At 35.8% G+C, this 22469-nt stretch carries 23 protein-coding genes; 8 read left to right on the forward strand and 15 right to left on the reverse strand.

Features of this window, described 5'->3' with window-relative positions; genetic code table 11:
* Positions 1 to 157: 157 nt before the first annotated feature.
* Positions 158 to 1753 carry a hypothetical protein gene (locus U859_RS0107740; RefSeq protein ID WP_025142835.1) on the forward strand — a complete coding sequence of 532 codons (1596 nt, stop codon included), beginning with the start codon at positions 158 to 160 and terminating at the stop codon, positions 1751 to 1753.
* A gap of 125 nt (positions 1754 to 1878) precedes the next feature.
* Here the strand turns inward: U859_RS0107740 and U859_RS31960 are convergent, their stop codons facing one another.
* The 7 genes from U859_RS31960 to U859_RS0107775 all read right to left on the reverse strand — a co-directional run bounded on the left by U859_RS31960 (position 1879) and on the right by U859_RS0107775 (position 7741).
* A complete protein-coding gene (locus U859_RS31960) occupies positions 1879 to 2022 on the reverse strand; it encodes a hypothetical protein (RefSeq protein ID WP_162799897.1) in 144 nt (47 codons plus the stop codon).
* 162 nt (positions 2023 to 2184) lie between these two features.
* Complete coding sequence (locus U859_RS0107750) at positions 2185 to 4605, reverse strand: hypothetical protein (RefSeq protein ID WP_025142836.1); 2421 nt, start codon at positions 4603 to 4605, stop codon at positions 2185 to 2187.
* A gap of 105 nt (positions 4606 to 4710) precedes the next feature.
* Positions 4711 to 5370 carry a response regulator gene (locus U859_RS0107755; RefSeq protein ID WP_029985563.1) on the reverse strand — a complete coding sequence of 220 codons (660 nt, stop codon included), beginning with the start codon at positions 5368 to 5370 and terminating at the stop codon, positions 4711 to 4713.
* A complete protein-coding gene (locus U859_RS0107760) occupies positions 5363 to 5812 on the reverse strand; it encodes a sensor histidine kinase (RefSeq protein WP_162799898.1) in 450 nt (149 codons plus the stop codon). The genes U859_RS0107755 and U859_RS0107760 overlap by 8 nt, the downstream gene beginning before the upstream one ends.
* Positions 5706 to 6149, reverse strand: coding sequence for a histidine kinase (locus tag U859_RS0107765; protein WP_025142839.1), 444 nt, complete (start codon positions 6147 to 6149; stop codon positions 5706 to 5708). The genes U859_RS0107760 and U859_RS0107765 overlap by 107 nt, the downstream gene beginning before the upstream one ends.
* Complete coding sequence (locus U859_RS0107770) at positions 6116 to 6772, reverse strand: hypothetical protein (RefSeq protein ID WP_025142840.1); 657 nt, start codon at positions 6770 to 6772, stop codon at positions 6116 to 6118. Before U859_RS0107770 ends, U859_RS0107765 begins: the two co-directional genes overlap by 34 nt.
* A 12-nt stretch (positions 6773 to 6784) precedes the next feature.
* Complete coding sequence (locus tag U859_RS0107775) at positions 6785 to 7741, reverse strand: hypothetical protein (RefSeq protein ID WP_025142841.1); 957 nt, start codon at positions 7739 to 7741, stop codon at positions 6785 to 6787.
* A gap of 368 nt (positions 7742 to 8109) precedes the next feature.
* Here U859_RS0107775 and U859_RS0107780 point away from each other — a divergent pair, with 368 nt between their 5' ends.
* The 3 genes from U859_RS0107780 to U859_RS0107790 all read left to right on the forward strand — a co-directional run bounded on the left by U859_RS0107780 (position 8110) and on the right by U859_RS0107790 (position 9744).
* Positions 8110 to 8427, forward strand: coding sequence for a hypothetical protein (locus tag U859_RS0107780; RefSeq protein WP_029985564.1), 318 nt, complete (start codon positions 8110 to 8112; stop codon positions 8425 to 8427).
* A gap of 61 nt (positions 8428 to 8488) precedes the next feature.
* A complete protein-coding gene (locus U859_RS0107785; protein WP_025142842.1) occupies positions 8489 to 8863 on the forward strand; it encodes a hypothetical protein in 375 nt (124 codons plus the stop codon).
* Positions 8860 to 9744 (forward strand): hypothetical protein, encoded by an 885-nt coding sequence (locus U859_RS0107790; RefSeq protein ID WP_162799899.1) that lies wholly within the window; start codon positions 8860 to 8862, stop codon positions 9742 to 9744. Before U859_RS0107785 ends, U859_RS0107790 begins: the two co-directional genes overlap by 4 nt.
* 38 nt (positions 9745 to 9782) lie before the next feature.
* Here the strand turns inward: U859_RS0107790 and U859_RS0107795 are convergent, their stop codons facing one another.
* Positions 9783 to 11618 carry a UbiD family decarboxylase gene (locus tag U859_RS0107795; RefSeq protein ID WP_025142844.1) on the reverse strand — a complete coding sequence of 612 codons (1836 nt, stop codon included), beginning with the start codon at positions 11616 to 11618 and terminating at the stop codon, positions 9783 to 9785.
* Positions 11619 to 11722: 104 nt separating this feature from the next.
* Complete coding sequence (locus U859_RS0107800) at positions 11723 to 12202, reverse strand: Dps family protein (RefSeq protein ID WP_025142845.1); 480 nt, start codon at positions 12200 to 12202, stop codon at positions 11723 to 11725.
* A gap of 283 nt (positions 12203 to 12485) precedes the next feature.
* Between U859_RS0107800 and U859_RS0107805 the strand changes: the two genes are divergently transcribed.
* Positions 12486 to 14012, forward strand: a complete 1527-nt coding sequence (locus U859_RS0107805) for a LysM peptidoglycan-binding domain-containing protein (protein WP_025142846.1) — start codon at positions 12486 to 12488, stop codon at positions 14010 to 14012.
* A complete protein-coding gene (locus U859_RS0107810) occupies positions 14009 to 14659 on the forward strand; it encodes a uridine kinase (protein WP_025142847.1) in 651 nt (216 codons plus the stop codon). The genes U859_RS0107805 and U859_RS0107810 overlap by 4 nt, the downstream gene beginning before the upstream one ends.
* Positions 14660 to 14834: 175 nt before the next feature.
* On the opposite strand, the gene U859_RS0107815 is transcribed toward U859_RS0107810, so the two are convergent.
* The 6 genes from U859_RS0107815 to U859_RS0107845 all read right to left on the reverse strand — a co-directional run bounded on the left by U859_RS0107815 (position 14835) and on the right by U859_RS0107845 (position 21229).
* Complete coding sequence (locus U859_RS0107815; RefSeq protein WP_025142848.1) at positions 14835 to 15497, reverse strand: CoA transferase subunit B; 663 nt, start codon at positions 15495 to 15497, stop codon at positions 14835 to 14837.
* Positions 15497 to 15853 (reverse strand): DUF4260 domain-containing protein, encoded by a 357-nt coding sequence (locus U859_RS0107820; protein ID WP_025142849.1) that lies wholly within the window; start codon positions 15851 to 15853, stop codon positions 15497 to 15499. Before U859_RS0107820 ends, U859_RS0107815 begins: the two co-directional genes overlap by 1 nt.
* On the reverse strand, positions 15853 to 16554 hold the full coding sequence (locus tag U859_RS0107825) for a CoA transferase subunit A (protein ID WP_025142850.1): 702 nt from the start codon (positions 16552 to 16554) through the stop codon (positions 15853 to 15855). Before U859_RS0107825 ends, U859_RS0107820 begins: the two co-directional genes overlap by 1 nt.
* A 295-nt stretch (positions 16555 to 16849) precedes the next feature.
* Positions 16850 to 17938, reverse strand: a complete 1089-nt coding sequence (locus U859_RS0107835) for a PQQ-dependent sugar dehydrogenase (RefSeq protein ID WP_025142851.1) — start codon at positions 17936 to 17938, stop codon at positions 16850 to 16852.
* Positions 17939 to 18280: 342 nt separating this feature from the next.
* Positions 18281 to 20659: an endonuclease MutS2 gene (locus U859_RS0107840; RefSeq protein ID WP_025142852.1), complete on the reverse strand. Its 2379-nt coding sequence runs from the start codon at positions 20657 to 20659 to the stop codon at positions 18281 to 18283.
* Between the two features lie 6 nt (positions 20660 to 20665).
* The gene (locus tag U859_RS0107845) at positions 20666 to 21229 is read right to left on the reverse strand and encodes a DUF4296 domain-containing protein (RefSeq protein ID WP_084153042.1); all 564 of its coding nucleotides are present in this window, start codon (positions 21227 to 21229) and stop codon (positions 20666 to 20668) included.
* 69 nt (positions 21230 to 21298) lie between these two features.
* On the opposite strand from U859_RS0107845, the gene U859_RS0107850 reads away from it, so the two are divergent.
* Positions 21299 to 22000 carry a YggS family pyridoxal phosphate-dependent enzyme gene (locus U859_RS0107850; protein ID WP_025142854.1) on the forward strand — a complete coding sequence of 234 codons (702 nt, stop codon included), beginning with the start codon at positions 21299 to 21301 and terminating at the stop codon, positions 21998 to 22000.
* Between the two features lies 1 nt (position 22001).
* The gene (locus U859_RS0107855) at positions 22002 to 22469 is read left to right on the forward strand and encodes a GNAT family N-acetyltransferase (RefSeq protein ID WP_025142855.1); all 468 of its coding nucleotides are present in this window, start codon (positions 22002 to 22004) and stop codon (positions 22467 to 22469) included.

The raw sequence follows: 22469 nt of genomic DNA on the forward strand, positions 1-22469 counted from the left end.
ATTTATGGCTTTTTTATTTTACAGTTAATGAGATAATAGCACTACATACAATAGATTTTAAACACACAAAACATATAATATTTTTTTACATTTAATACATAATTAATCATACATGTTAGATTTTTAACTATTTTTGCAGTTAAAATAAAAACCTAATATGAAACACAAAATCTATTACTTAGCAATTCTTGCGCTATTATTCTCATGCAAGAAAGAAATTAAACAGGAGAACCTTTCATTTGTTCCAGTGCCTAATGAAAAACAAGACTCTAAAGTTATTTTTTCAAAGGTCTTAGCTATTGCATTAGAAAAAGAACCCAATCTAAGATTATTCATAAAAAATGAAGCTTTAAAGCAATTTGACAGAGATAATGATGTTCTTTTCCAAATGATAAAGGATGAAAAAATTACATCCGATCAAACTTTTTATCAGGTAATATCCAAGTATGCTCAATCAAAAGAAAAATTAGATTCAGCAATCAATAGTCTACCCACTTTAACTATCATGGTTCCAGAATTACCAAACTTTACCCCTGACAATTGGAAAACTGAGTCAGAGATACCACAAGTAGCAGTATCTCCTGAGAATAAAAACTTCACGAATATTGATTTGTACAATTCAAAAGGAGAAATAACAAAAATACCAAACGGCTCAGTTCCTAATTTCCCAGTTGTTGTTGTAAAAGAAAACGAAAGATTAGTTGTTGGTTCTAATAAGTTTGGCAAGACGGTTATTAATAATAAGAGTGGTATAATTTCGTTAGCTGATAATGCGTTTGATGGTAGTATTACCAAAATAAACAAAACCCTAAGCTTGAATTCTCAATTACAAAGTTCTTTAACACCAATAAAAACATCAAGAATTGCTCCTGATGGTATAGCAGAAACTAATCCACAAGCCTTAGACCAAGCGATTATTGATGCGTATAATAAAAAATTAGACTGGCAAAGAGATTATGTTTACTATGGATTGAATCCTCAAGCTGGTGTAAACAGAGGTAAATTCAATAATGATTATAGCGAACATATCATTTCCATTAAATTAGCAGATAATAATTATGATAAAATAAGTTCACACACCGATGATCCAAAAGCTACTACACAATACCCGAATGTTAGGCCTGGTAACGGCATAACACTTTGGACTAATGGCAAATATGACATTAGGATAGCTATTTTGATAAATTCAAAAAATGGTGGAGCTCTTCAAATAAACAAAATATTTTCTTTAGAAGGGAAAGATCTATTTGATGTTAAATACCAACTAGATCAAAATCAAAAATATTATAATATAGTTAGCATAACACCAAGAGAGTGCTTTTTATATGAACCAATAGCTGCCTGGGATTTAGATAATTATGGAGCGCAATGGAAATTTATTGCACAAGAGTTTGATCCCGCAACAGAAACTACATTATCTTATACAAATACCACACAATATGCTTCGAATTTTGAATATGATCCTACCTTTGGAGAGAAGGTTAAATTAGGTATTAAATTTGGGCAAACTACAACTACTACAAACACAAATTCATATCAAGTCAAGACAACTACAGGCTCTAATGATCTAGGTGAAGGAATTTTAGATTTTTCGAATCCTATAATTTTAAGAAAAGAAAAGATTGAATACACTCCCAGTCGACCTCCTCGTGATGGCTCTACTCCTCCATACTATAAAGATGTATATGTGACAAATGATGTATCTACAGGGTCAATGTATATTTCAGTGGAACCAAGAAAAATTAGAAAATAATTTTAAGATTAAAATGTTAAAATAAAAAAAATAAAATTTTAACATTGACTTAAGTTTTAAATTCTAAAGAATAGCTTTTTTAAAGTCTCTCGACTAAAATTGAGAGACTTTTTCATGATTTAAAATTAAGCATTTTGGTAGCCCAATGTAGTCTTAGGTTGGTAGGGATTAGGCAGGTTTTGGATATTGAGCCTGTCAATCACATCATTTACTACCCTGACTGGATAGCTCTTGGCTACCAGCTCATCAAATGTTGATGGAAAGGCCATGATACGATCCTGGTAATGAGGTTTAAAAACTGGTGGCTTTGATCACACAAAACTCAATTATAAACATTAAACATCCGACTTTCAAGTCAATACATCAAAGTTTCAAACCAGAAAAAATGTTTTTTCTCAACAAAAAGAGACAGCCTTTGGAGACAACCTCTTTTATTTATTCCTCACCGTAATCTCTTTCTCACCATAAACCACTCCACCATTTGTTACGCCCTGTACAACAATTTTAAAATCTCCTGTTAAATCGCCGGTATTAAAACTAACAGGTGTTTCACCATTAACCATCACCTGATAATTCCAATAAACTGTCGAAAAATTGATAGGCTCATTTTTATTGGTAATATCAGATACATAAAAATCTTTTGGAAGATTGATTCCTTTCAAAAGAATCACATTAGGTTTAGACTCAAGCTCCGCACATCCATGATACATAATTGCAAGTCCAATTTCGTTAACATAAACTTCACCTTTTACAGGGTTTTTATTACCACTATCGGCCATATGATTAGGGCAATTTAAAATATTATTCCTACAAACATAATCTCCGCATCTGTTAACGTAAGAATTTTTAATAAATTCGATTCTTTCATCCCTTTTTTTCGTAATCGTTACTTCTTTTAGCTGCGTACCAGTAATTGAGGTTAGACTTTGATTATCTTCACTAAACACACCACTTTTTGCGTTTAGTTGTTCTAAATTTTGCTTTACTAAATATTTCTTTAGTTCATCCTGTGGATTGTCTATTCTAACTTTATACAGGTCATACTTAGCTGTTGTCATCCCTAACCAAACAGGACGCTTTGGTTCTTTAATAACAAGATTGGCAAAGGGTAAATTAAATTTTCCCATGCTATCGGTATTCAGAAAATTCAGATTTTCTCCGGCGATGATTGTTAACTCAACCGGCTGATCTAAAGGCTTATTTTTTCTGGTTATTTCGCCATGATATTCAAAGCTCGAGAGCATTTCTTTTTTATTAATCATTTCCGTTTCAGGCCATTTATACCTGTTCCAGGTTTTAACCAGAAGTACATCATTTAGATAATCCTGGTCAACATACTTTAAACCCATCGGACGGTTAGGAAGCGTTTTTAAACGTTGTTGTAAATAGAAATAATCAATAATATTTTGATTACTACCCACTGAAATCCTATTGGTTTGGGTGCAGGAAACAGATACCAGTGCTGCCACCGGAGCTTTATTTTTACCAGTCACATTTAGTTTTAAATTCACCTGATCTCTTGTGCCGTATTCATTTTTATCTGTCGATAATTCAGTCTGATTAAGCTGATCGTAATGTGCAAAGAAAATCCTTTCGGCCATTGGCCGGTAGTTGCTGTCCAGAATAGTCACTGTATTTAATCCTAGAGGAACAGAGTCTAATTTTAACCTTATACTTTGGGTCTGATTAGGGATTAGTATTAAATTGGTGTGTAAGAAAATATCAGAGAAATTATGCACTAAAACATGTACTTTTTGATTGTTATTAGCCTCCAGGTGTACTCTGAAATCATTTTCAGCTACGGCTGTACCTGCTGTTAAAACAACACCATTTTTTAATATTGCCGGTAAATTATAACTGATATTTTCCTGTTTATTCCCAAAAAGTTTAACATAATATTTTTTTGATTGCTTTGGGCAAATTGAAAATGAACCAAGCCCTGTAGAATTGCTTTGAAGGGTATCAATCACCATGTCATTTTCATATAAAATACCTGTTGCTTTTATGGCAGTGCCTTCCAGATTTTTAATTTCAAATCCTACTTTAGAGGTTAAGCGGTCAACCAGATAACCACCTTCGGGGTAAAATTGAATTTGATAATTTGAAAGGTTTCTGACTGGAAGATTAAATTTTACATACCTGATATCTTGACCTTTTTTGATGGAAACATTAAGCTGATTATTATCTTTTGTAATCTTATCAGCAGGGAAGTTAATCATCAGTTCACCTATTACACTGCTTTTAGCTGTACCCGTGAGCAATGTTTGTTTATCCTTACCGATATGATATTTTATTTCTGCATTTTCAATAAAACGGTTATCACCTGATAAAATTTTCAATAATGCTATTCCATTTTTACTCTGCTCGTCATAGGCCTTAAAAATAGAAATATTGGCTGTTAAAGGATTTACAGTTGTAGATTTAATGGTAATGGGCTGAACAAATTCACCATCTGGCTGATTATCTTTTTTTATATTGGTATTCGCCACAAAACGATACGAGCCGCCCGGCAGCGAATCGGGCAGTGTAAGCGACCCGTAGGCAAAACCTTTATCAATTAAAAATTTGTCCTGAAGTACAATGCTGCTGTCACTATTATTAATCAGCGATAAATAAAGTGTGTGATACTGATCTAAATTAGTAATCGTTTTTAGCAGATATCCGGTAAACCATACCTGATCATTATTAGTATAAATACTTTTATCAAAATGAACAAAAAGATTAGATTGAGCGGCTTTTAAGCCATAACGGTTGATGTTTAAGGCAACGCTATCTAATTTTGTATCCTGGGCCCTTGCCTTTAGTATAAAAAGTAAGATAAAGGTGAGGATGATATGAAATTTTGAAAGCATATTTGGAATGATATATCTAAAAATCTAAATTTTAACCTAGATTATCAAATTATCTCAAATTAGTGACTTAAACACATCGTCAACTTTAACTGAATTAAAACTGATCTAAATTTTAACAATTCCGTTTTTTACCGCATACAAAGCCAATCCTGTACGACTTTTTAACTGTAATTTTTCGCACAAAGAATTTCTATATCCATCAATGGTGCGGGGACTAATAAACATTTCTGCGGCAATTTCATTGTATGTTTTTTCGGTACAGGTATATTTCAGGAATTCCATTTCCCTTTCGGTAAGTTTTACAAAGTCTGATATTTTTGAATTTGTGGCTAACAAACTTAGCGACTGCATCACCTTCCTTGTAACCAGCTCATTATAAAAATACCCTTTACTAATGACCTCATCAAAAGCACGTTTAAGTTCTTCAGGTTCAGCATCTTTTAACACATAGCCCTTAGCCCCATTAGTAATCATTTTTATAATGGCAGTTTCTGCATCCATCGTACTTAATGCAAGTACATTTACCTCTGGATGATTTGTCCGCAACCATGAAGCTGTACTATACCCGTCCATTTCGGGCATGTTGATATCGAGCAGCACAATATCAGGTACATCATATATTTTTAACTGCCTGATAAAATCTTTTCCGTTAGCAGCTTCAAATAATATGTTATAGGATGGAAAATAGCTGATCAATGCAGCCAATCCTTTGCGGAACAACACGTGATCGTCAACCAAGGCTATATTTTTAATCTGATCAGGCATAAGGAATAGTTAAGGTAATTTTAGTTCCATTATTAATAATACTGTTGATTGTAGCTTCTCCATTAATCAATGCAGCGCGTTTTACAATATTCTGAAGCCCCAACCCGGTTTCAATTTTCACTTTTTCACCTGCACTAAAACCAACACCATTATCCCCGATGGTTATTTTTAGCTGTTCTGAAAAATCAAATTCAACATTGATTGCAGTGGCCTGGGCGTGTTTTAATATGTTTTGCAAACTTTCCTGCACAATCCTGAAGATGATTATTTTCTTTTGTTCTGCAATCTGCCTTTCGTTACCTGTTACTTCAACATGGCAAAGAATAACCCCTGCCCTACCTATGCGCTGCAGCTCCTGCTCTACGGCCTGAAGCAAGGTTAACTCCTGGATGCGGCTTGTACTTAAACTTTTTTGCAATATCACGTAAATCGCTAAGGGCATTACCAACATTTCCTTTAATTTCGGTAATTAATGATTTATCACCCACTTCATTTTGTTCTGCAATGCTCAGTTGTAACTTGGCCAAGCTCAAGAGTTGCCCTACATTATCATGTATCTCCTGGCTAATGGTTTCGAATGTTTGCTCCTGCATTTCGAGTCGCGATTGCAGCAATTGCTCGCCATACTGTTTTTCCAGTTCTCCTTTTTCTTTAGCATACTGGAATTTCTTTTTCTGAAAATACAGCATCAGGAAAACGATTGCTATTGATAGGAACAGAAAAATAACTGTAGTGAGTAAAACCGCTAAGAATACTTCATTATAATGGTCTTTTTGCATAAAAAAGCATACGTAAACAAAGAATACATAATAATATTGGTTACCTGAAGGCCAACCTGAAAGTTCATAATCAATGATGGATAATTAACGATCAGAAAATTGTATATACCCATAAAGGGAACCTGACAAGAATAAAAAATAATGATGCCAAGTGCAATCCAGAACTCACCACAACTACTGAGGCTCACATTTTCGATTGAGGTTAACAATTGATAGCAGTAAATTAAAGCCCATATAATTGTAAAAGTGCCACCTACCAGAAAAATATAACTATTCCACTCTGTAATTTTAAATATAAAGAATACTGAAATATACCAAAATACAGGGAATAAGATCATAAAGACGGATATTATCTTTTTTATCCATTCCGAAATAATGATTTCCTTAAAAAAACAGGCGTAAACCAGAAATTCGATCAATAGAACGATATTGTATTGGGGCAATACATTCTGACCTTTGATCAGGTCTCTAAAAAATGCTGCGCCAATTTCTACCAATAAAATATAGGGCATCATTAAAATGATGCCCTTTAAATGAACGGGTAAGCTAACCCGGAATTTTAACAATCCGGTTATTGCAGCCGCAGCTAGTGATGCGAGATAGATATACGTTAAAATAGACATGATAATTTTTTATTAAATCTGAGAATCTAATGCTTCTTTTGTATCTGACGGTGGTGGAGCAGGTATTCCTGTGTCAAATGTATCTCCACGCGTATCTTTATGCTCTTTAGTATATTGTAATCGCTGTAAAAACTCTCCGGCATCAATCTGCTTAATTCCAATATCTTCACCTTCCCAATCTATAAATGTAAAACCAATGGTGAGTCTTTTGTGATATTTAATGGGTTTAATATTGAGAAATAAATAATCCTGATCTGTGTAAGATGCAAAACGAACACCAAATCCTTTAACAATGGCCGAATGTTTGGCTTGTTGGTATTTCATTTCGTCAATTATGGATTTTATTTGTTTTAATGAGAAGAATATATGCTTCGATTCATATTTGCAGGTATCTGTAGCATCCATTGTATACTTTGAAAGATTCACCCATTTTTTTTGCTGATAATTACTAACCCATTCTTTTGCAGTCTTAGTATCGAGTAAACTGGCATCAAAAACTTCCTTGTTAAAAGTATAGTATTTTCCTACATCCGTTTTTCTATAGCCAACTGTAGCAGTAAAAATTAAAGTCAGTTTACCACATCCTCCTGGCTTTAATGTTTGAGAAGCGAAATAAACACGAACTCCTGTTATTGTGTCTTTACTAGACGTACCTGAAATAAGTGAATCGAAAAATTTAATAGCAATATCCAAACTGTCAAAATTTAATTTTTTAGTTTCATGTACGCGTTCTTCTTTCCATGTCATAGAATCTAAAACTGGATATTTATACTTATCGAACCAGTCTAACCTCCTACCACTTTCATTTGTTGTAACATAGGTGTTTGGTAAAGCATATAAAGAGTCTGTAGCGACTTGGCTCTTTGCCTGCTGATTTTTACAAGAAGTAAAAATAAATGCGATAGCGGAGGTAAGAATTAGTAAGCTCCGTCTTGACTTTTCAAGATCAATTAATTTTAGATAGTTCATAGCTTTTAATTTAGTTTGAGGTTTATAAAATAACTTATACCTAAATATACACTAACCTTATTTGAAATAGAAAATTGCAAGATTAACAAAAAACACTCAACAAACTCATTTTCAAGCAACAAAAATCATCTCAATAGCCTCTACCCTGCTTTTCTAATAATTGCACTACATCTAAGTATTTTAAAATACCGCGATTTTACGGTATCCAATTGCGCTTTTCACGCGTATAAATTGCAATGTTTTCACGCTTGATTTGGATAGCCTTTCAAAACTAGCTTTGGTTAAGAAAATGGTTCAATAAAACTGATCATTTTTTGAACCCGATATTAAAAATATGGGTAATTAATCGAAACCTAAAAGCTAAAGTCATGACAAAAAAAGTATTATCAGTAATTAATATTACTTTCGAAATTCTCGAAAAAAATCCTCCTACCTTAGTAATTGAGGCTAATGGCACAGTTAATTCTAGTGGTTGGTTAAATGCACAGCTAAATCCTTTTGTTTATGTTGTCCCTCCGATAGATGGCATATATGAATTTGATTTTGTAGCTAATAAACCTACAGGCATTGTTCTAGAGGTAATTACAGCAATCCATTCTAAACCTTTTTTCTGGGATAACTTCCCTCCAGATTTAAAAGGAATTAAAGTATATGCTGAAACAGATAATGTAACAGTAAACCTTTAGACTTTGTGCTAATAGCATAAAGTTACATATAGCATGAAATAAGTAATTAATCAATTAAAATATGAAACGTAAAATTTATTTATCAGTAACTGATTCTGATATTGACCAACTTAAAACATTTCTTCCCGCATTAAAATCAGAAAATTTAAATTCATTATTTAATCTTCTAATTGAAAAAGAAAATGTAGATGAATACATCAGGCATTATACATATTTGGCACTTTCAGATATGAGCGGTTTTGAACCAAATGATTTTAAGGATAACAGTGATTTAAAATTTGATCTCGGATTAAGCTTGTATCAAAAAAGAGCTTTAAAAAATTATTTCCAAAAAGTAACTAATGATCTAGGATCTCAAAAGAACATTACTGTGAAAGAATGTGAAGATTTAAAAAAAGTTATTGATTGTTTAAAATTAATTAAATCAAAGTTATGAAAAGATTATTACTCACATCGTTCTGCTTTTTATGTATGCTTTTTACTTATGGCCAGAGTAAATTTCTAGACGGTTTTACTTTGAGACAATCCTTTCAAAGTAAAAATGATCAAGCGGAACCAGCTGTATTGTCATTTACAAAACCAAAAGACAAAAGTGCATCTTGGTTAGTTAATGCAGCAATTGGCTATGATTTTCTAAAAGAAAGTAAATCTGTATTATCTCTAAGCCCATATTTTGAATTCCATAGAAATACTTTAATAGATAAAATCCAAAATAATTGGCAAGCCGGTATTTCTTCTGAATGGCAAAGTAGGGATTTATCACAAAAAAAATGGTCTCCGATATTTATTACGGCTTTTAAATACAATGAAGATAATATTAAAAAGAACACTTCATTTCAGGGTAATTTATATTTCACTCCAGTATTTAAAGGAAAAGCAAAGGACCCTAAATACTTTTGGATCCCTAACAATACCTCCGATTTTGGTAATGTATTCCAATTTCTGTATTCTCCATATATTGGATTAGAAAATGAAAACAGAATTGAAACTAAAGATGAAAATTCAGCCGGTAGCATTTACCGTGCTTTATTTCGCGTGACTTCTATAATTTCACTGCTTCCAAAAGATGAAAACTTACGTGAAAAATTTGAATTTAATTTTGATTGGCAGTATAGATATGATTTAAATGAAAATATTATTGAATTAACGCAGGCTGAGCATAATTTCGTTACAACAAGTTTCAACTATACATTTTTTCGCTCTGAGGATGGTAAAAAAACATCAAAAATTGGCATTGATTATACAAATGGAGAAAATCCAGCGAAAAATTTCGAGAAACAGTCTTTCTATGCATTAAGCTTAAAAGTTAAGCTGTAACAATATTTTAATAACTAATAAGATCAACACTATTTCCATCAAACCACCCCAAACAGCGCTCCCCCTTCTTTACTCATTTCATTAATTTTAGCCTCTACCACTCCATCCTTGATCAATTCGGGTGCGTGGTGAGGCTTTTTTCGTGCATCGATAATCATAGAGCCCTTACAGCCCCAGTGTTTATTGATCGTAAAATCGTTAATACCATAAATATCGGCTGCCGGATTGCTTCTTGTAAAAGTTACCCAAACAAAGTTATCAATTGTTGCAGCGGTAAATTCAGCATCATCGGCCAATATAATCAAAGGCAGACCAGCTAAATTCTGATCAATCAACGCCATATTCAGCATAGCAATTTCCGCGGCTGTTTTCTCAGGATTGAGGTATTTATTACCCTCTAAAACCAAAACACCCGGCATGGCAATTTTTGGTTGGTAAAAGGCATCGCTCAATTTCAAATCTTCAGCAATCCCATTCCACAATTCCCGTTTTTTGTCACCTGCTGCTGCGATTACAACTTTCGAACCACTGTTTAAGCCATCACCACTATAATCCAGCGTATCGATGGTGGTATTGGTATAAAAATGGATGTCTCTGGTTAAATCGATCCGCTCTAATATATGCTTGATAAAATCTTCAATATGATGCGTACTCAGTTGATGATTGTCTTCCTTAGCTGCTATGAAAAGGTACTTGGCCAAACTCAACTGGTTTTTACCCAGAATGTGATTGGCAATGGTTAAAATTTCCTGAGGCCTTCTTTCCTTTAAATATGGTGTATAACGTTCGCTACCGATGGCAAAAAGCAATGGATGAACACCAGCAGCATCTACAGCATGAACCTCTTTTAAGCCATGTATTTCCTGCGGAATGGCCGAACCTGTAATTTCGTGTATTAATGCTCCAAAACTGGTATCCTCCTGAGGTGGACGACCAACAACGGTGAACGACCATATCGCATCCTTTTTATGGTACACATTATGCACTTTCATTAACGGAAAAGGATGTGTTAAGCTATAATAACCTAAGTGATCTCCAAAAGGACCCTCAGGTTTATTTTCGTTTGGATAAACTGTTCCGGTGATGATAAAATCCGCGTCAGCTGAAATGCAGAAACCTTCATCATCGTAAAAATAACGGAAGCGCCTGTCGCCCAAAGCACCGGCAAAGGTCATTTCCGACAAACCTTCCGGCAATGGCATCACAGCGGCTAAAGGGTGCGACGGTGGGCCACCAACAAAAATACTCACTTTTAACGGTTTGCCTAAAGCATTTGCTTTGGATTGATGCACCCCTATTCCCCTGTGGATCTGATAATGCAAACCGATTTCTTTATTCTGGATATAATCATTCCCGCCCAGTTGAATGCGGTACATCCCAAGATTGGCGTTTAATACACCCGGTTTATCTATATCTTCGGTATAAACCTGAGGCATGGTAACAAAAGGGCCTCCATCCATCGGCCAGTTAACAATTTGCGGCAACTGACTGATGCTTGTTTTTAAAAATTTACTTTTTGCAGAAGGCGTTTTTAACGGCAAAGCAGATAATGCCGACATGGCAGAACCAGCATATTTAAAAGGGTTTTTTAATGCTTTAATGGGGTCATTTCTTAATGATACCAGTTGCTGAACCTTTGGCAAGGTATCCCTGAAAATGAATTTAGAACGTTCTAAAGTTCCAAATAAATTGGAAACTGCAGGAAAAGGGCTTCCTTTAACTTTTTCGAATAATAATGCCGGTCCCTGGTTTTCGTACACCCTCAAATGGATGGCTGCCATTTCTAAATAGGGATCTACCTCTTCTTTAATTCTGATTAAATGACCGTGCTTTTCGAGATCGGAAACACATTCTGCTAAACTTTTATACGCCATGCCCAAAGATAAATATTTAGATTTTCTACGAAACAAAAAAGCCCCATATAAGAGATTTTACAATAAAGCTACTTACATAAGGCCCTTAACCTATTAATACGCTGTTATTTTTTCCCGGCAAAAGATCTTAACATCCAGGTATTTTTTTCTTTAAATTGCATAAAACGGTTCACCATATCATTAGAACCATCGTCGCCAGCCTCATCAGTTGCTTCTAAAAGCTCCCTTTCCAGCTCAATCAAGTTAGCCATATCATCTAAAATGGCATCAACCATATCAAGATCTTTCAGGCCAATCGTATCAATTTCTTTAATTTTCGATTCTTTAATATAATCAGCAAAGCGGCTATGCGGTGCTTTACCTAAGGTTAAAACACGCTCAGCAATTTCATCGATGGTTAGCTGCGCGTTGGTATATAACTCTTCAAACTTAACATGAAGGGTAAAAAAGTTCTGTCCTTTAATATTCCAGTGGCAGCCTCTTAATTTTTGGTAATGGATATGATAGTTAGCCAAATAATCGTTCAACAGATCTACAACTGGTTTAACTTCTTTTTCGTTTAAGCTTATTTCTTTAGCGTCCATTTTATTATAATTTATGATGTATTTTAATGTGTACCTAACAACTCAAATTTAGAAAAGTTTTGCTCAATTTTGTCTTTTGAACAATACGTTATTTATTAAACCGTTTAATATTCATTATCACTCAAATTACAATTTTATAAACATTTGTTAATGAATAGCATATCGAAATAATGAGGTTAAAGTCATCTTATTTTTACTTAAAAACGAGTAGTATAAGATAAGATGGTTAACAATATTATTCGTATAATTGCTCCCTTTGACTTAGAAATTTAGATAAAAATAAATGCATAAAATATATTTATCTGCTGTAGTGTTATTTGCGCTGAATATTGCAAATGCCAAAGCCAACACAGCAAGAGACTCTATCGGTGTAGAAAATAATAAAGGCAAAAAACTGATCGTTCACCAAACCGTAGCAAAAGACACTTATTATTCCATCGGAAGAAGATACAATGTATCGCCAAAGGATATCATGGCTTTTAATGAAAACAAATACCTACAGGTTGGGGTCATCATTAAAGTCCCTACAAATATTCCTTTTACAGCATCCGGCGGATCATCCAATACAGAAACAACTTCTTCAACGGCCAATGTAATAGAACATACCATTAAGCCAAAAGAGAATTTGAACATGCTGGCCGAAAAATATGGCACAACAATAAATGAAATTAAAGCTTTAAATAATTTAACAAGCAGCAACCTAAGCATTGGCCAGGTTATAAAAATCCCTGCAAAAAATGGAGAGCAAACTGCCACAGCTAGTCCATCTACTCCACCAGCAAAAAGTAATACCGAAGCTCCCTTAGCTAATACGCAATCTTCAGATCAAACCATGATCGAGCATACCGTTGCGCCTAAAGAGTTTTTAGGAAAAATTGCAGAGAAATATGGCACTACAGTTGAAGAAGTAAAAAAAGCCAATAACCTTTCGGGCAATAACCTCCGGATTGGTCAGAAACTGAAAATCCCGGCAACAAAAAACATCGACGAAACTAAAGTAGTTTCGGCTACTGTTGAAGAAAAGCCGGTACAAGAAAATAAATCCAGCGATACAGCTGGTACGCATACCGTTTTAAGGAACGAAACCATTTTCACCATTGCTAAGCAATATGGCATTACGGCTTATCAGATCAGAACAATGAACAATCTTCCTGATAACGCCATTACCATCGGACAGGTTTTAAAAGTTCCGGGCGGGATTATTGCTGATGTTCAGGTTCCAAAAGAAAAGCAGGCCGAAACAAAAACAAAAGAAATTCCTGTGGTAGCAAAAGAAGAAAGTTTTATTCATACTGTAGCTACTGGTGAAAACATTTTCTCTATTGCGAAAAAATACAATTTAACAGCTTATCAGATCAGAACAGCAAATAAACTGGACGACAATAACATTAAAGTAGACCAAAAACTGATTATCCCTAAACCACCGCAACCAAAATCGGTAAATGAAGCTTCAAAAGAAGAGCAGGGAAATGAGCCTGATAGTACAATGGTTAAAGACCCTAAACTGCGTCGCGACCCAAGTGTTTACGGCTTAAGCCAGATTGAAGAAAAAGGTACTGCAGTTTGGATTGCTGATCAGGATCTTGATGGCACAAAAATGTTAGTTTTACACCGTACGGCACCTGTGGGCAGGGTAATCAAAATTACCAACCCAATGACCAACCGCACCACCTTTGCCAAAGTTGTTGGTAAATTTACAGAGAACGAATCTACAAAAGATGTTATCATTGTAATGACTAAAGCTGTAGCCGATTCATTAGGTGCTTTAGACAAACGTTTTTTCTGCAATTTAACATACAGTGCTCAATGAGTTCAAACAAAAAGCCTTTTATAATTGGTATTGCCGGCGGTAGCGGATCGGGCAAAACATTTTTCCTAAACTGCTTTCTTCATCATTTTAAACAAGATGAAGTAACCCTGGTATCACAGGATGATTATTATATTCCTGCCGGCGATATGACACAGGAAGAAAACAAGTTATATAACTTCGATCTTCCATCAACAATTGATAGCGAACAGTTTTTAAGAGACATTAAGCAGTTAATGAGTGGAGAAGTTGTTTACAAAAAAGAATATAACTTTAATAATCCACTGGCTGTTGTTAAAATATTGGAAATCAAATCGGCGCCTATTATTATCGTAGAGGGCCTTTTCATCCTGCACTTTAAAGAAATTGCTGCGTTATTGGATCATACCATCTTTGTAGACGCAGATGAGCAGGTAGCTTTAGACCGCCGTATAAAACGCGATGGTTTAGAACGTGGTTATCCTGAAGAAGATGTATTATACAAATGGCATAACCATGTAGTGCCAGCTTATAAAGAATACCTGCTACCCTACCGCGAGCAATGCAATAAGGTAGTGATGAATAATACCAATGAGCCAGATGAAATTATCGCCATTACAGAAGATATTTCGAATGATTTGAGGAATAGTATTTTAGTAGATATACAGTAAATATCAAAGGAGTCAAGCTTTAAAAGCTTGACTCCTTTTTTGTGAGGCATTGTCACTCCCAATTTGATAGGAAATCCTAATGCCTTGATAGGTTTACAGGGTCCATTAAGATTCCCGCCTGCGCGGGAATGACGATCATTCTAATTGGTGGTTTGTGTCCCACAAACCACCAAAATTAATCCAATCTCATTTCCGGAATTTCCCCCTCTACAATTAATCTCCCAGCCGTAGATTGCTGTATAAATTCGATACTCACACCCGGTGCTCGCTCCAAAAGTTTAAAACCACCTTCTGGCAAAATATCTAAAACCGCCAACTCGGTTACAATTTTTTTAATGCATTTCACACCAGTTAATGGCAAGGTACACTTTGGCAATAATTTACTTTCGCCTGCCTTATTGATGTGCTGCATGGCCACAATGATATTTTTGGCAGAGGCTACCAAATCCATCGCTCCTCCCATTCCCTTAACCATTTTACCCGGAATTTTCCAGTTGGCAATATCTCCGTTTTCGGATACTTCCATCGCGCCCAGAATGGTTAGATCTACCTTTTGTGCGCGGATCATCCCAAAACTCATGGCCGAATCAAAAATAGAAGATCCAGGTAAAGTGGTTATGGTTTGTTTTCCCGCGTTAATTAAATCAGCATCTTCTTCTCCTTCAAAAGGAAATGGTCCCATGCCCAATAAACCGTTTTCTGATTGCAATACCACATTAATCCCCTTTGGAATATAGTTGGCTACCAGCGTAGGTATGCCGATGCCAAGGTTAACATAGTATCCGTCTTTTATTTCTTTAGCGATGCGCTGTGCGATCTCTTCTTTTGAAAATGCCATTATTTATTTTTTCCGATTAAGCCTAAATGTGTGTGATTAAATGCATCGCTATATTTCAAACCATAGCCTAGTGCCCTATCCATGCAGGAATGAGCAAACAATATAATGCCCGATAACTGCAATGCTGGTACCTGATAATAAAATCCGATTAGGAAAGTTAGAATTGCAACCGCCTTATGGTGAAATAAATTATAACACCAAGCACCTGCTTTTGTACCTGCCAGATACCCCAGCATACTTAAATCTGGTACAAGTAAGAGTGCCGGAAATACCCACCAGTGAAATGATAGCTTTGAAAAGGCGAATACTGCCAGCAGAAACATACCGATTTCTTCAATTGCAATGATTTTCTTCATTATGATTTTGATCTTACAGTACGCTGTTCGATTCTTTTCTCGTAGTCTTTGCCCTGAAAAATCCGGTGAACATAAATACCAGGGGTATGGATATAATCAGGATCCAATTCACCTGCTTCTACCAATTCTTCCACTTCAGCGATGGTAACTTTCCCCGCCATAGCCATTACCGGATTAAAATTCCGGCTTGTAGACCTAAAGATTAAATTCCCTGCCGTATCACCCTTCCAGGCCTTTACAATGGCAAAATCGGCGTCAAATGCATATTCCATCAAATAATCCTTACCATCAAAATTACGAACTTCTTTACCTTCTGCTACTTCAGTTCCTACACCTGCGGGAGTAAAAATTGCAGGCATGCCATATCCCGCTGCTAAGCAACGGGTGGCCAAAGTACCCTGGGGAATAAGGTCTACTTCCAGTTCGCCACTTAATAACTGTCTTTCAAATTCTGCATTTTCGCCTACATAAGAAGAAATCATTTTTTTTACCTGACGCTGTTTTAGCATTAAACCAATACCAAAATCATCCACACCAGCATTATTGGAAATACAGGTCAAATTTTTAACCTGCTTATTTACTAAAGCATTGATACAATTTTCAGGAATACCACAAAGACCGAAACCGCCAAGCATGATGGTTACGCCATCTGATATATCTTTAATGGCCTCTTCAGCACCAGATACCACTTTATTTATCATTTTACGAATTTTTGGTTAGTTCGCTAAATTACAAATTGCCTTCAGAAATGCAGCAATTATAATTTTAAATCTCTCGGGAATATTTATCAATTGGAATTAATCTAAATAACCATTACCTTTGTACTGCAATGATTTACGAGAGAGAAGAAAGCCAATTCATATTACCCACTGATCCGGAATTTCAAAAAGGGATGGGTTTTATTTTCAGCTGTACTGCTGAACACAAAAAATGTTGTGAAAAATTTAAAAAAGGTAAACGTTGCAAAAAGTGCCCTGGCAATAAAAAGAAATAAGCTTATTTCGCTATTTCTACAATCTTATCATCACTTCCATTACTGGTACAGATATAAATTTTACCTTCAGGCGATTGGCAAACAGCCCTGATCCGACCATAAGTATTCACATAAAAATCTTTTGTACCTGTTATTTTAGTCTGCGCATCATCTAATTTAAGCTGCATCAATTTAGTTCCTTTTAGTACCGCCAACAATAACGAGTTTTTAAACTGAGGAATATAATCATTGTTATAATAAGCCAAACCACTTGGCGCAATGGTAGGCGTCCAGTTGATTAAAGGTTCTACTACATTGTTCGAACTGCAGAACGATTGTTCGCCACTTTCATTACAAAAACCTTTAATATTTGGCCATCCATAATTCCGTCCTTTTTCAATAATATTGATTTCATCATCAGAATCTGGCCCATGTTCTGAAGAAAATATTTTATTACCCACCTGAACTAAACCTTGTGCATTACGATGCCCTAAAGACCATACCGGATTATTTGGGTAAGGATTGTCTGAAGGAATGGTGCCATCTAAATTAATTCTTAAAATCTTACCCGCTAAAGAGTTTATATTCTGTGGGTTGGCCGTATCGGATGCATCGCCGGTACTGATAAAAAGTTTACCACCGCTAATTAACAAACGTGAACCGTTATGAATTGATGCCGCAGGAATCTGATCGAGTAAAACCAGCGGGCTGGTTAAATTACCTGCGCCATAAGTATAACGGACTACTTTAGCTTTATAAGTACTTCCATATCCGTAAATTACGTAAACATAAGGATTTGAAGTAAAATCGGGATGTAAGGCCATACCCAATAAACCTCCTTCGCCATTGGTACGTACTTCTGAAATGGTAAGTAGTGGTGTAATTTGACCTGTGGAAGGGTTCAAACGGCTAATTTTACCCGCTTTTTCAGTAAACCAGATGAAATTATCAGGTCCGTATACCATTTCCCACGGAAGACTTAATCCAGAAACAACGACTTTTGCTTTTAATTCGACATCAGGTAAGGCACCTGGATCTTCATTACCATTATCGGTCTTTTTGCAAGTTGTGGTAACCAATACCACAAAAAGGCAGAGTAAGATTTTTTTCATAGCCGTAACGTTTTAGAAATAACACGGTTGCGGCCATAAAGTTTTGTTTTTTAAACCTTTAGAAGTGCTGTCAGATGTTACCATCTGACAGATTTTCCAAAAAATTTGATTCAGTGTCGGATGGTAACATCCGACACCACAACTAAAAGCAATCTTAATGCGTTCGCCATTACCCTATCGTCAAGCAAGAAAGATTGCTTCACTCCATCGCACATTCCCCTTCTTCAGTTCGCAATGACGAATCTAATCGAAACAGTAAATCGATTTTCCAATCTCACATCTCACATCTCAAATCTCAAATCTCAAATCTCAAATCTCAAATCTCAAATCTCAAATCTCAAATCAATTCAAATACACATAGGTAATTCCATCTCCACCTCTATCAGCATGTTCATCTTCCATTCTATTCACCTGGCTATATTTACGCAAATACTCTCTAATCATTTTCCTCAAAATCCCATCACCTTTACCATGAATCAGTTTAATAGATGGAAAACCAAGCATAATGGCTTTATCCAGGTATTTTTCAACTTCGAATAAGGCATCTTCCGTGCGTTTTCCACGCAGATCTAATTCTGCCCTGAAGTCTGATACCGCCTCATTCATACGTCCGGCGAATGAATGTGCGCTGCTTTGAATCACTTTTTTAGCTTCCCGGTTACTTACCTTTTGTACACGGTTTTTCTTCACTGTCGATCGTAGATCGCCAATGGCCAAAACCAGTTCATTACGGTTAATTTCTAAAACCTGACCAATGGTTTCACTATCTATAAATTTAACCAGATCGCCCACTTCAATTTCGCCTCCAACAATCACTGGCAACGGTTTAGGACGCTCCTTTGGTACAGTATTTTTAACCAGTTCGCGCTGCAGGTTTTGGCGGAGCTCTTTAGTAACTTCCTTATCTGCCTGTTTCTCTTTAATTTCTGCAATGGTATTTTCTACCAGCTTATTGGCGTTTTTAATGATATTCTGAGCCTCTTGCTTCGCTTCTTTAATCAGGATTTTCTTATTCTCTTCTAAAAATGTTTTTAACTTTTCATTTTCGGCAACCAGGTTTTTCGCTTTATTCTGCTGATTGGCCAAACTTACTTTCGCATCATAAACGTTTTTCTTCTCACGCTCCAGATCAACAAGCATAGTATCTACCCTATTTTGGTTAGAGCCCGTTTTCTCTCTGGCTAACTGGATCACTTCTTTTGGCAAACCAATATTCTGTGCAATTTCGAATGCGTAAGAACTACCGGGTTTGCCCATTTCTAAAATATAAAGCGGTTTCATCTTTGCATTATCAAAAAGCATCGATGCATTTTCCAATCCAGGTGTATTCCCTGCAAACAGCTTTAAATTAGAATAGTGGGTAGTGATTACACCTCTCACTTTTTTATTGTTCAATACCTCTAAAACAGCCTCTGCCATTGGCCCGCCAAACTGTGGATCGGTACCGGTACCAAACTCATCAATCAACACCATTGTTTTTGGCGAAGCATGTTCTACAAAATAGCGCATCTTTTTCAAGTGTGCGCTATAGGTACTTAAATCACTTTCTATAGATTGATCGTCGCCTATATCGGCAAAAATATTCTCAAAAATACCCACTTCACTATTGGCATCGACAGGAATCAATAAACCTGTTTGCAACATGATTTGCAACAAACCAACGGTCTTCATACAAACTGATTTACCACCAGCATTAGGTCCAGAAACCAGCACTACACGCGTTTCGGCATCAATATGAATGTTTAAAGGTGTAACACTTTTTTTCTCGGCTGCAAAAGAGATTGATAATAAAGGGTGCCTCGCATTGATCAGTTTGGTTTTAGGTTCTTTTAATAAACCAGGCATTTCGGCTTCAATATCTAAGGCAAATAATGCTTTTGCACGCACAAAATCCAGTTTAGTAAGGAAACCATGGTAAGAAAGCAATAATGGAGAATACGGACGAAGATCGTCTGTTAGCGTAATTAAAATCTTAATGATTTCGCGGCGTTTATCAAATTCTAAATCGCGTAATTTGTTATTTAAAGTAAAAACCTCTTCCGGTTCAATGTAAACGGTTTGCCCTGTGGCAGATTCGTCATGCACAAATCCTTTAAGCTTGCGCTTGTTCTCGGCTAAAACCGGGATACACATCCTGCCATCGCGAATGGTTAAACTACCATCGGCAACCCAATTGTTTGCAATGGCCTGTTTGTAGATCGAATCCATACGCTTTCGAACATCTTGCTCAGCTTTAGAAATGGCAGAGGTAATCTCTTGTAACTCTTTCGATGCATTGGGCTTAATCTTGCCTTTGGCATCAATTACCGTTTCAATTTTACGGAGGATGTTTTTTTCGATGGGCAAATGCTCAAATAAAGCTTCGAGCGTTGGGTAAACTTCAGCCCTTTCTTCAAAAAAGCGGAGCACCGAAAAAACGGTCTGTAAGGAAGTATATACCTGAAACCACTCATCTTCTAAAAGATAAGTACCTTCTACCCTGATTTTTTCAACCAGTGATTTAATATCAAAAAAAGTATTGATCTGTAAAGGTTCCTGATTTTGCAGGATACTCTTGAATTCGTTTGTTTGTCGTAAAAATTTATCAATCTGATCAAAACGGTTCATCACCTGCATCTTGCCCACCATCGTTTGTCCCATGGGGCTCAAACAATGTTTGCTGATCAGCTGCCTGATCTCTACAAAACCTAAACGTTCTAAACAATTATCGGGATATAACATATTATTTTATTGTACCTGTACCGGAGTTGGGGCTGATACCACTTGCATTGCTCCGGTTTTCTTTATATTAATGAGTGAATCGGCCTGTTTTTTCTTTTTTGCAATTTGAGCCGTAGCTTTTACTTTCGATAAAGAATCGGGTTTCATTTTTTTTCTGATCGCGAGAGAATCGGCCTTAAACTTCTTCGCAATCACCAATGAATCTGCATTAAATTTCTTTTTCTGGATCATCTTATCCGCTATTTCAACAGCTTTTTTCTGCTGGGTTAAAGATTTCTGTATGTTTTTATACATCACCTCAAGCTCTTTAGGATTGGTATTATACCAGATCAGGCTTTTATTATATGCTGCAGAATCTATACCGAATTTTTTATAAATACCTTTATAATAAGCTGCAGCCACCTTCTTCGCCGAATCTACCACATAGATGTTCGCAATGTAGCCATCAACAATATGCATATCGTATAAAATCTTTTCCATCTTATCAGGTTTAATAATGTCATCAGGTATACCTGGCTTACAGCCAAACCATAATATAGCCGTCATTAAAACCCATATTAATCTCTTCATCCTTAATTAAAATATTATTTTTTGCCCAAATTGCGGCAAGGTTATTAATTTTACCAAAAATAGTTATAAATGAGCATAGCTGATAATCTTAAACAATATAAAAGCGAAGTTGAATCAGACGGGGTAAAACTAATTGCAGTTTCGAAAACACAACCAATAGAATCAATTTTAGAAGCATACAACGCCGGACAGCGTATTTTTGGAGAAAACCATGTGCAGGAAATGGTTGATAAAGAAGCGCAGCTTCCTAAGGATATTGAGTGGCACCTGATCGGCCACCTGCAAACCAATAAGGTAAAATATATTGCGCCTTTTGTAAAACTGATACATGGGGTGGACAGTTTGAAATTACTTCAGGAAATTGATAAGCAAGCAAAAAAAAATAAACGCGTAATCGATTGTTTATTACAGGTTTACATCGCAGATGAAGACACTAAATTCGGACTTGGTTTTGATGAAGTGATCGAATTATTACGTGCTGAAGAATATTCAGCTTTAAAAAATATCCGTATAGTGGGCATGATGGGCATTGCTACCAATACCAAAAACGAAAAGCAGATTACGGTTGAGTTTCATGAACTAAAAGTATTTTTTGATGGCATTAAAGTGAGTTTTTTCCGTAAAGATGATGCTTTCAAAGAAATATCGACAGGAATGAGCGCAGATTATAAAATCGCGATCGAAGAAGGAAGTACAATGGTGCGCATTGGCAGTAGTATTTTCGGAAAAAGAATAATTAAACATTTCAAAAACGACATTACGGCCAATTAATATGGATTTTAACATCAGGTTTGCAACCGCTGAAGATTGCCCGAGAATATTAGAATTAATTAATGAGCTTGCCGTTTACGAACGCGCACCAGAAGAAGTAACTGTTACTTTAGATCACTTTATCGATGCCGGTTTTGGCGAAACCCCTGTCTGGAAGGCTTTTGTAGCAGAAGTAGATCATATCATTGTTGGCTTTGCCTTATATTATACCCGCTACTCTACCTGGAAAGGCTGCAGGTTATATCTCGAAGATTTTATCGTAACTGAAGAATTCAGGGGAAAAGGTTTAGGCAAAATATTATTCGAAAAAGTAATAGAAGAAGCCAAAAACGGCAATTACAGTGGCATGGTATGGCAAGTGCTAGATTGGAATGAACCAGCCATCAATTTTTACAATAAATATAAAGCAAATTTAGAAAGCGGCTGGTTAAATGCAGCCCTATCTACAGCACAAATCAAGGCATTTTAA

It is taken from the genome of Pedobacter jeongneungensis, from assembly GCF_000633455.1.
GTDB classification, from domain to species: domain Bacteria; phylum Bacteroidota; class Bacteroidia; order Sphingobacteriales; family Sphingobacteriaceae; genus Pedobacter; species Pedobacter jeongneungensis_A.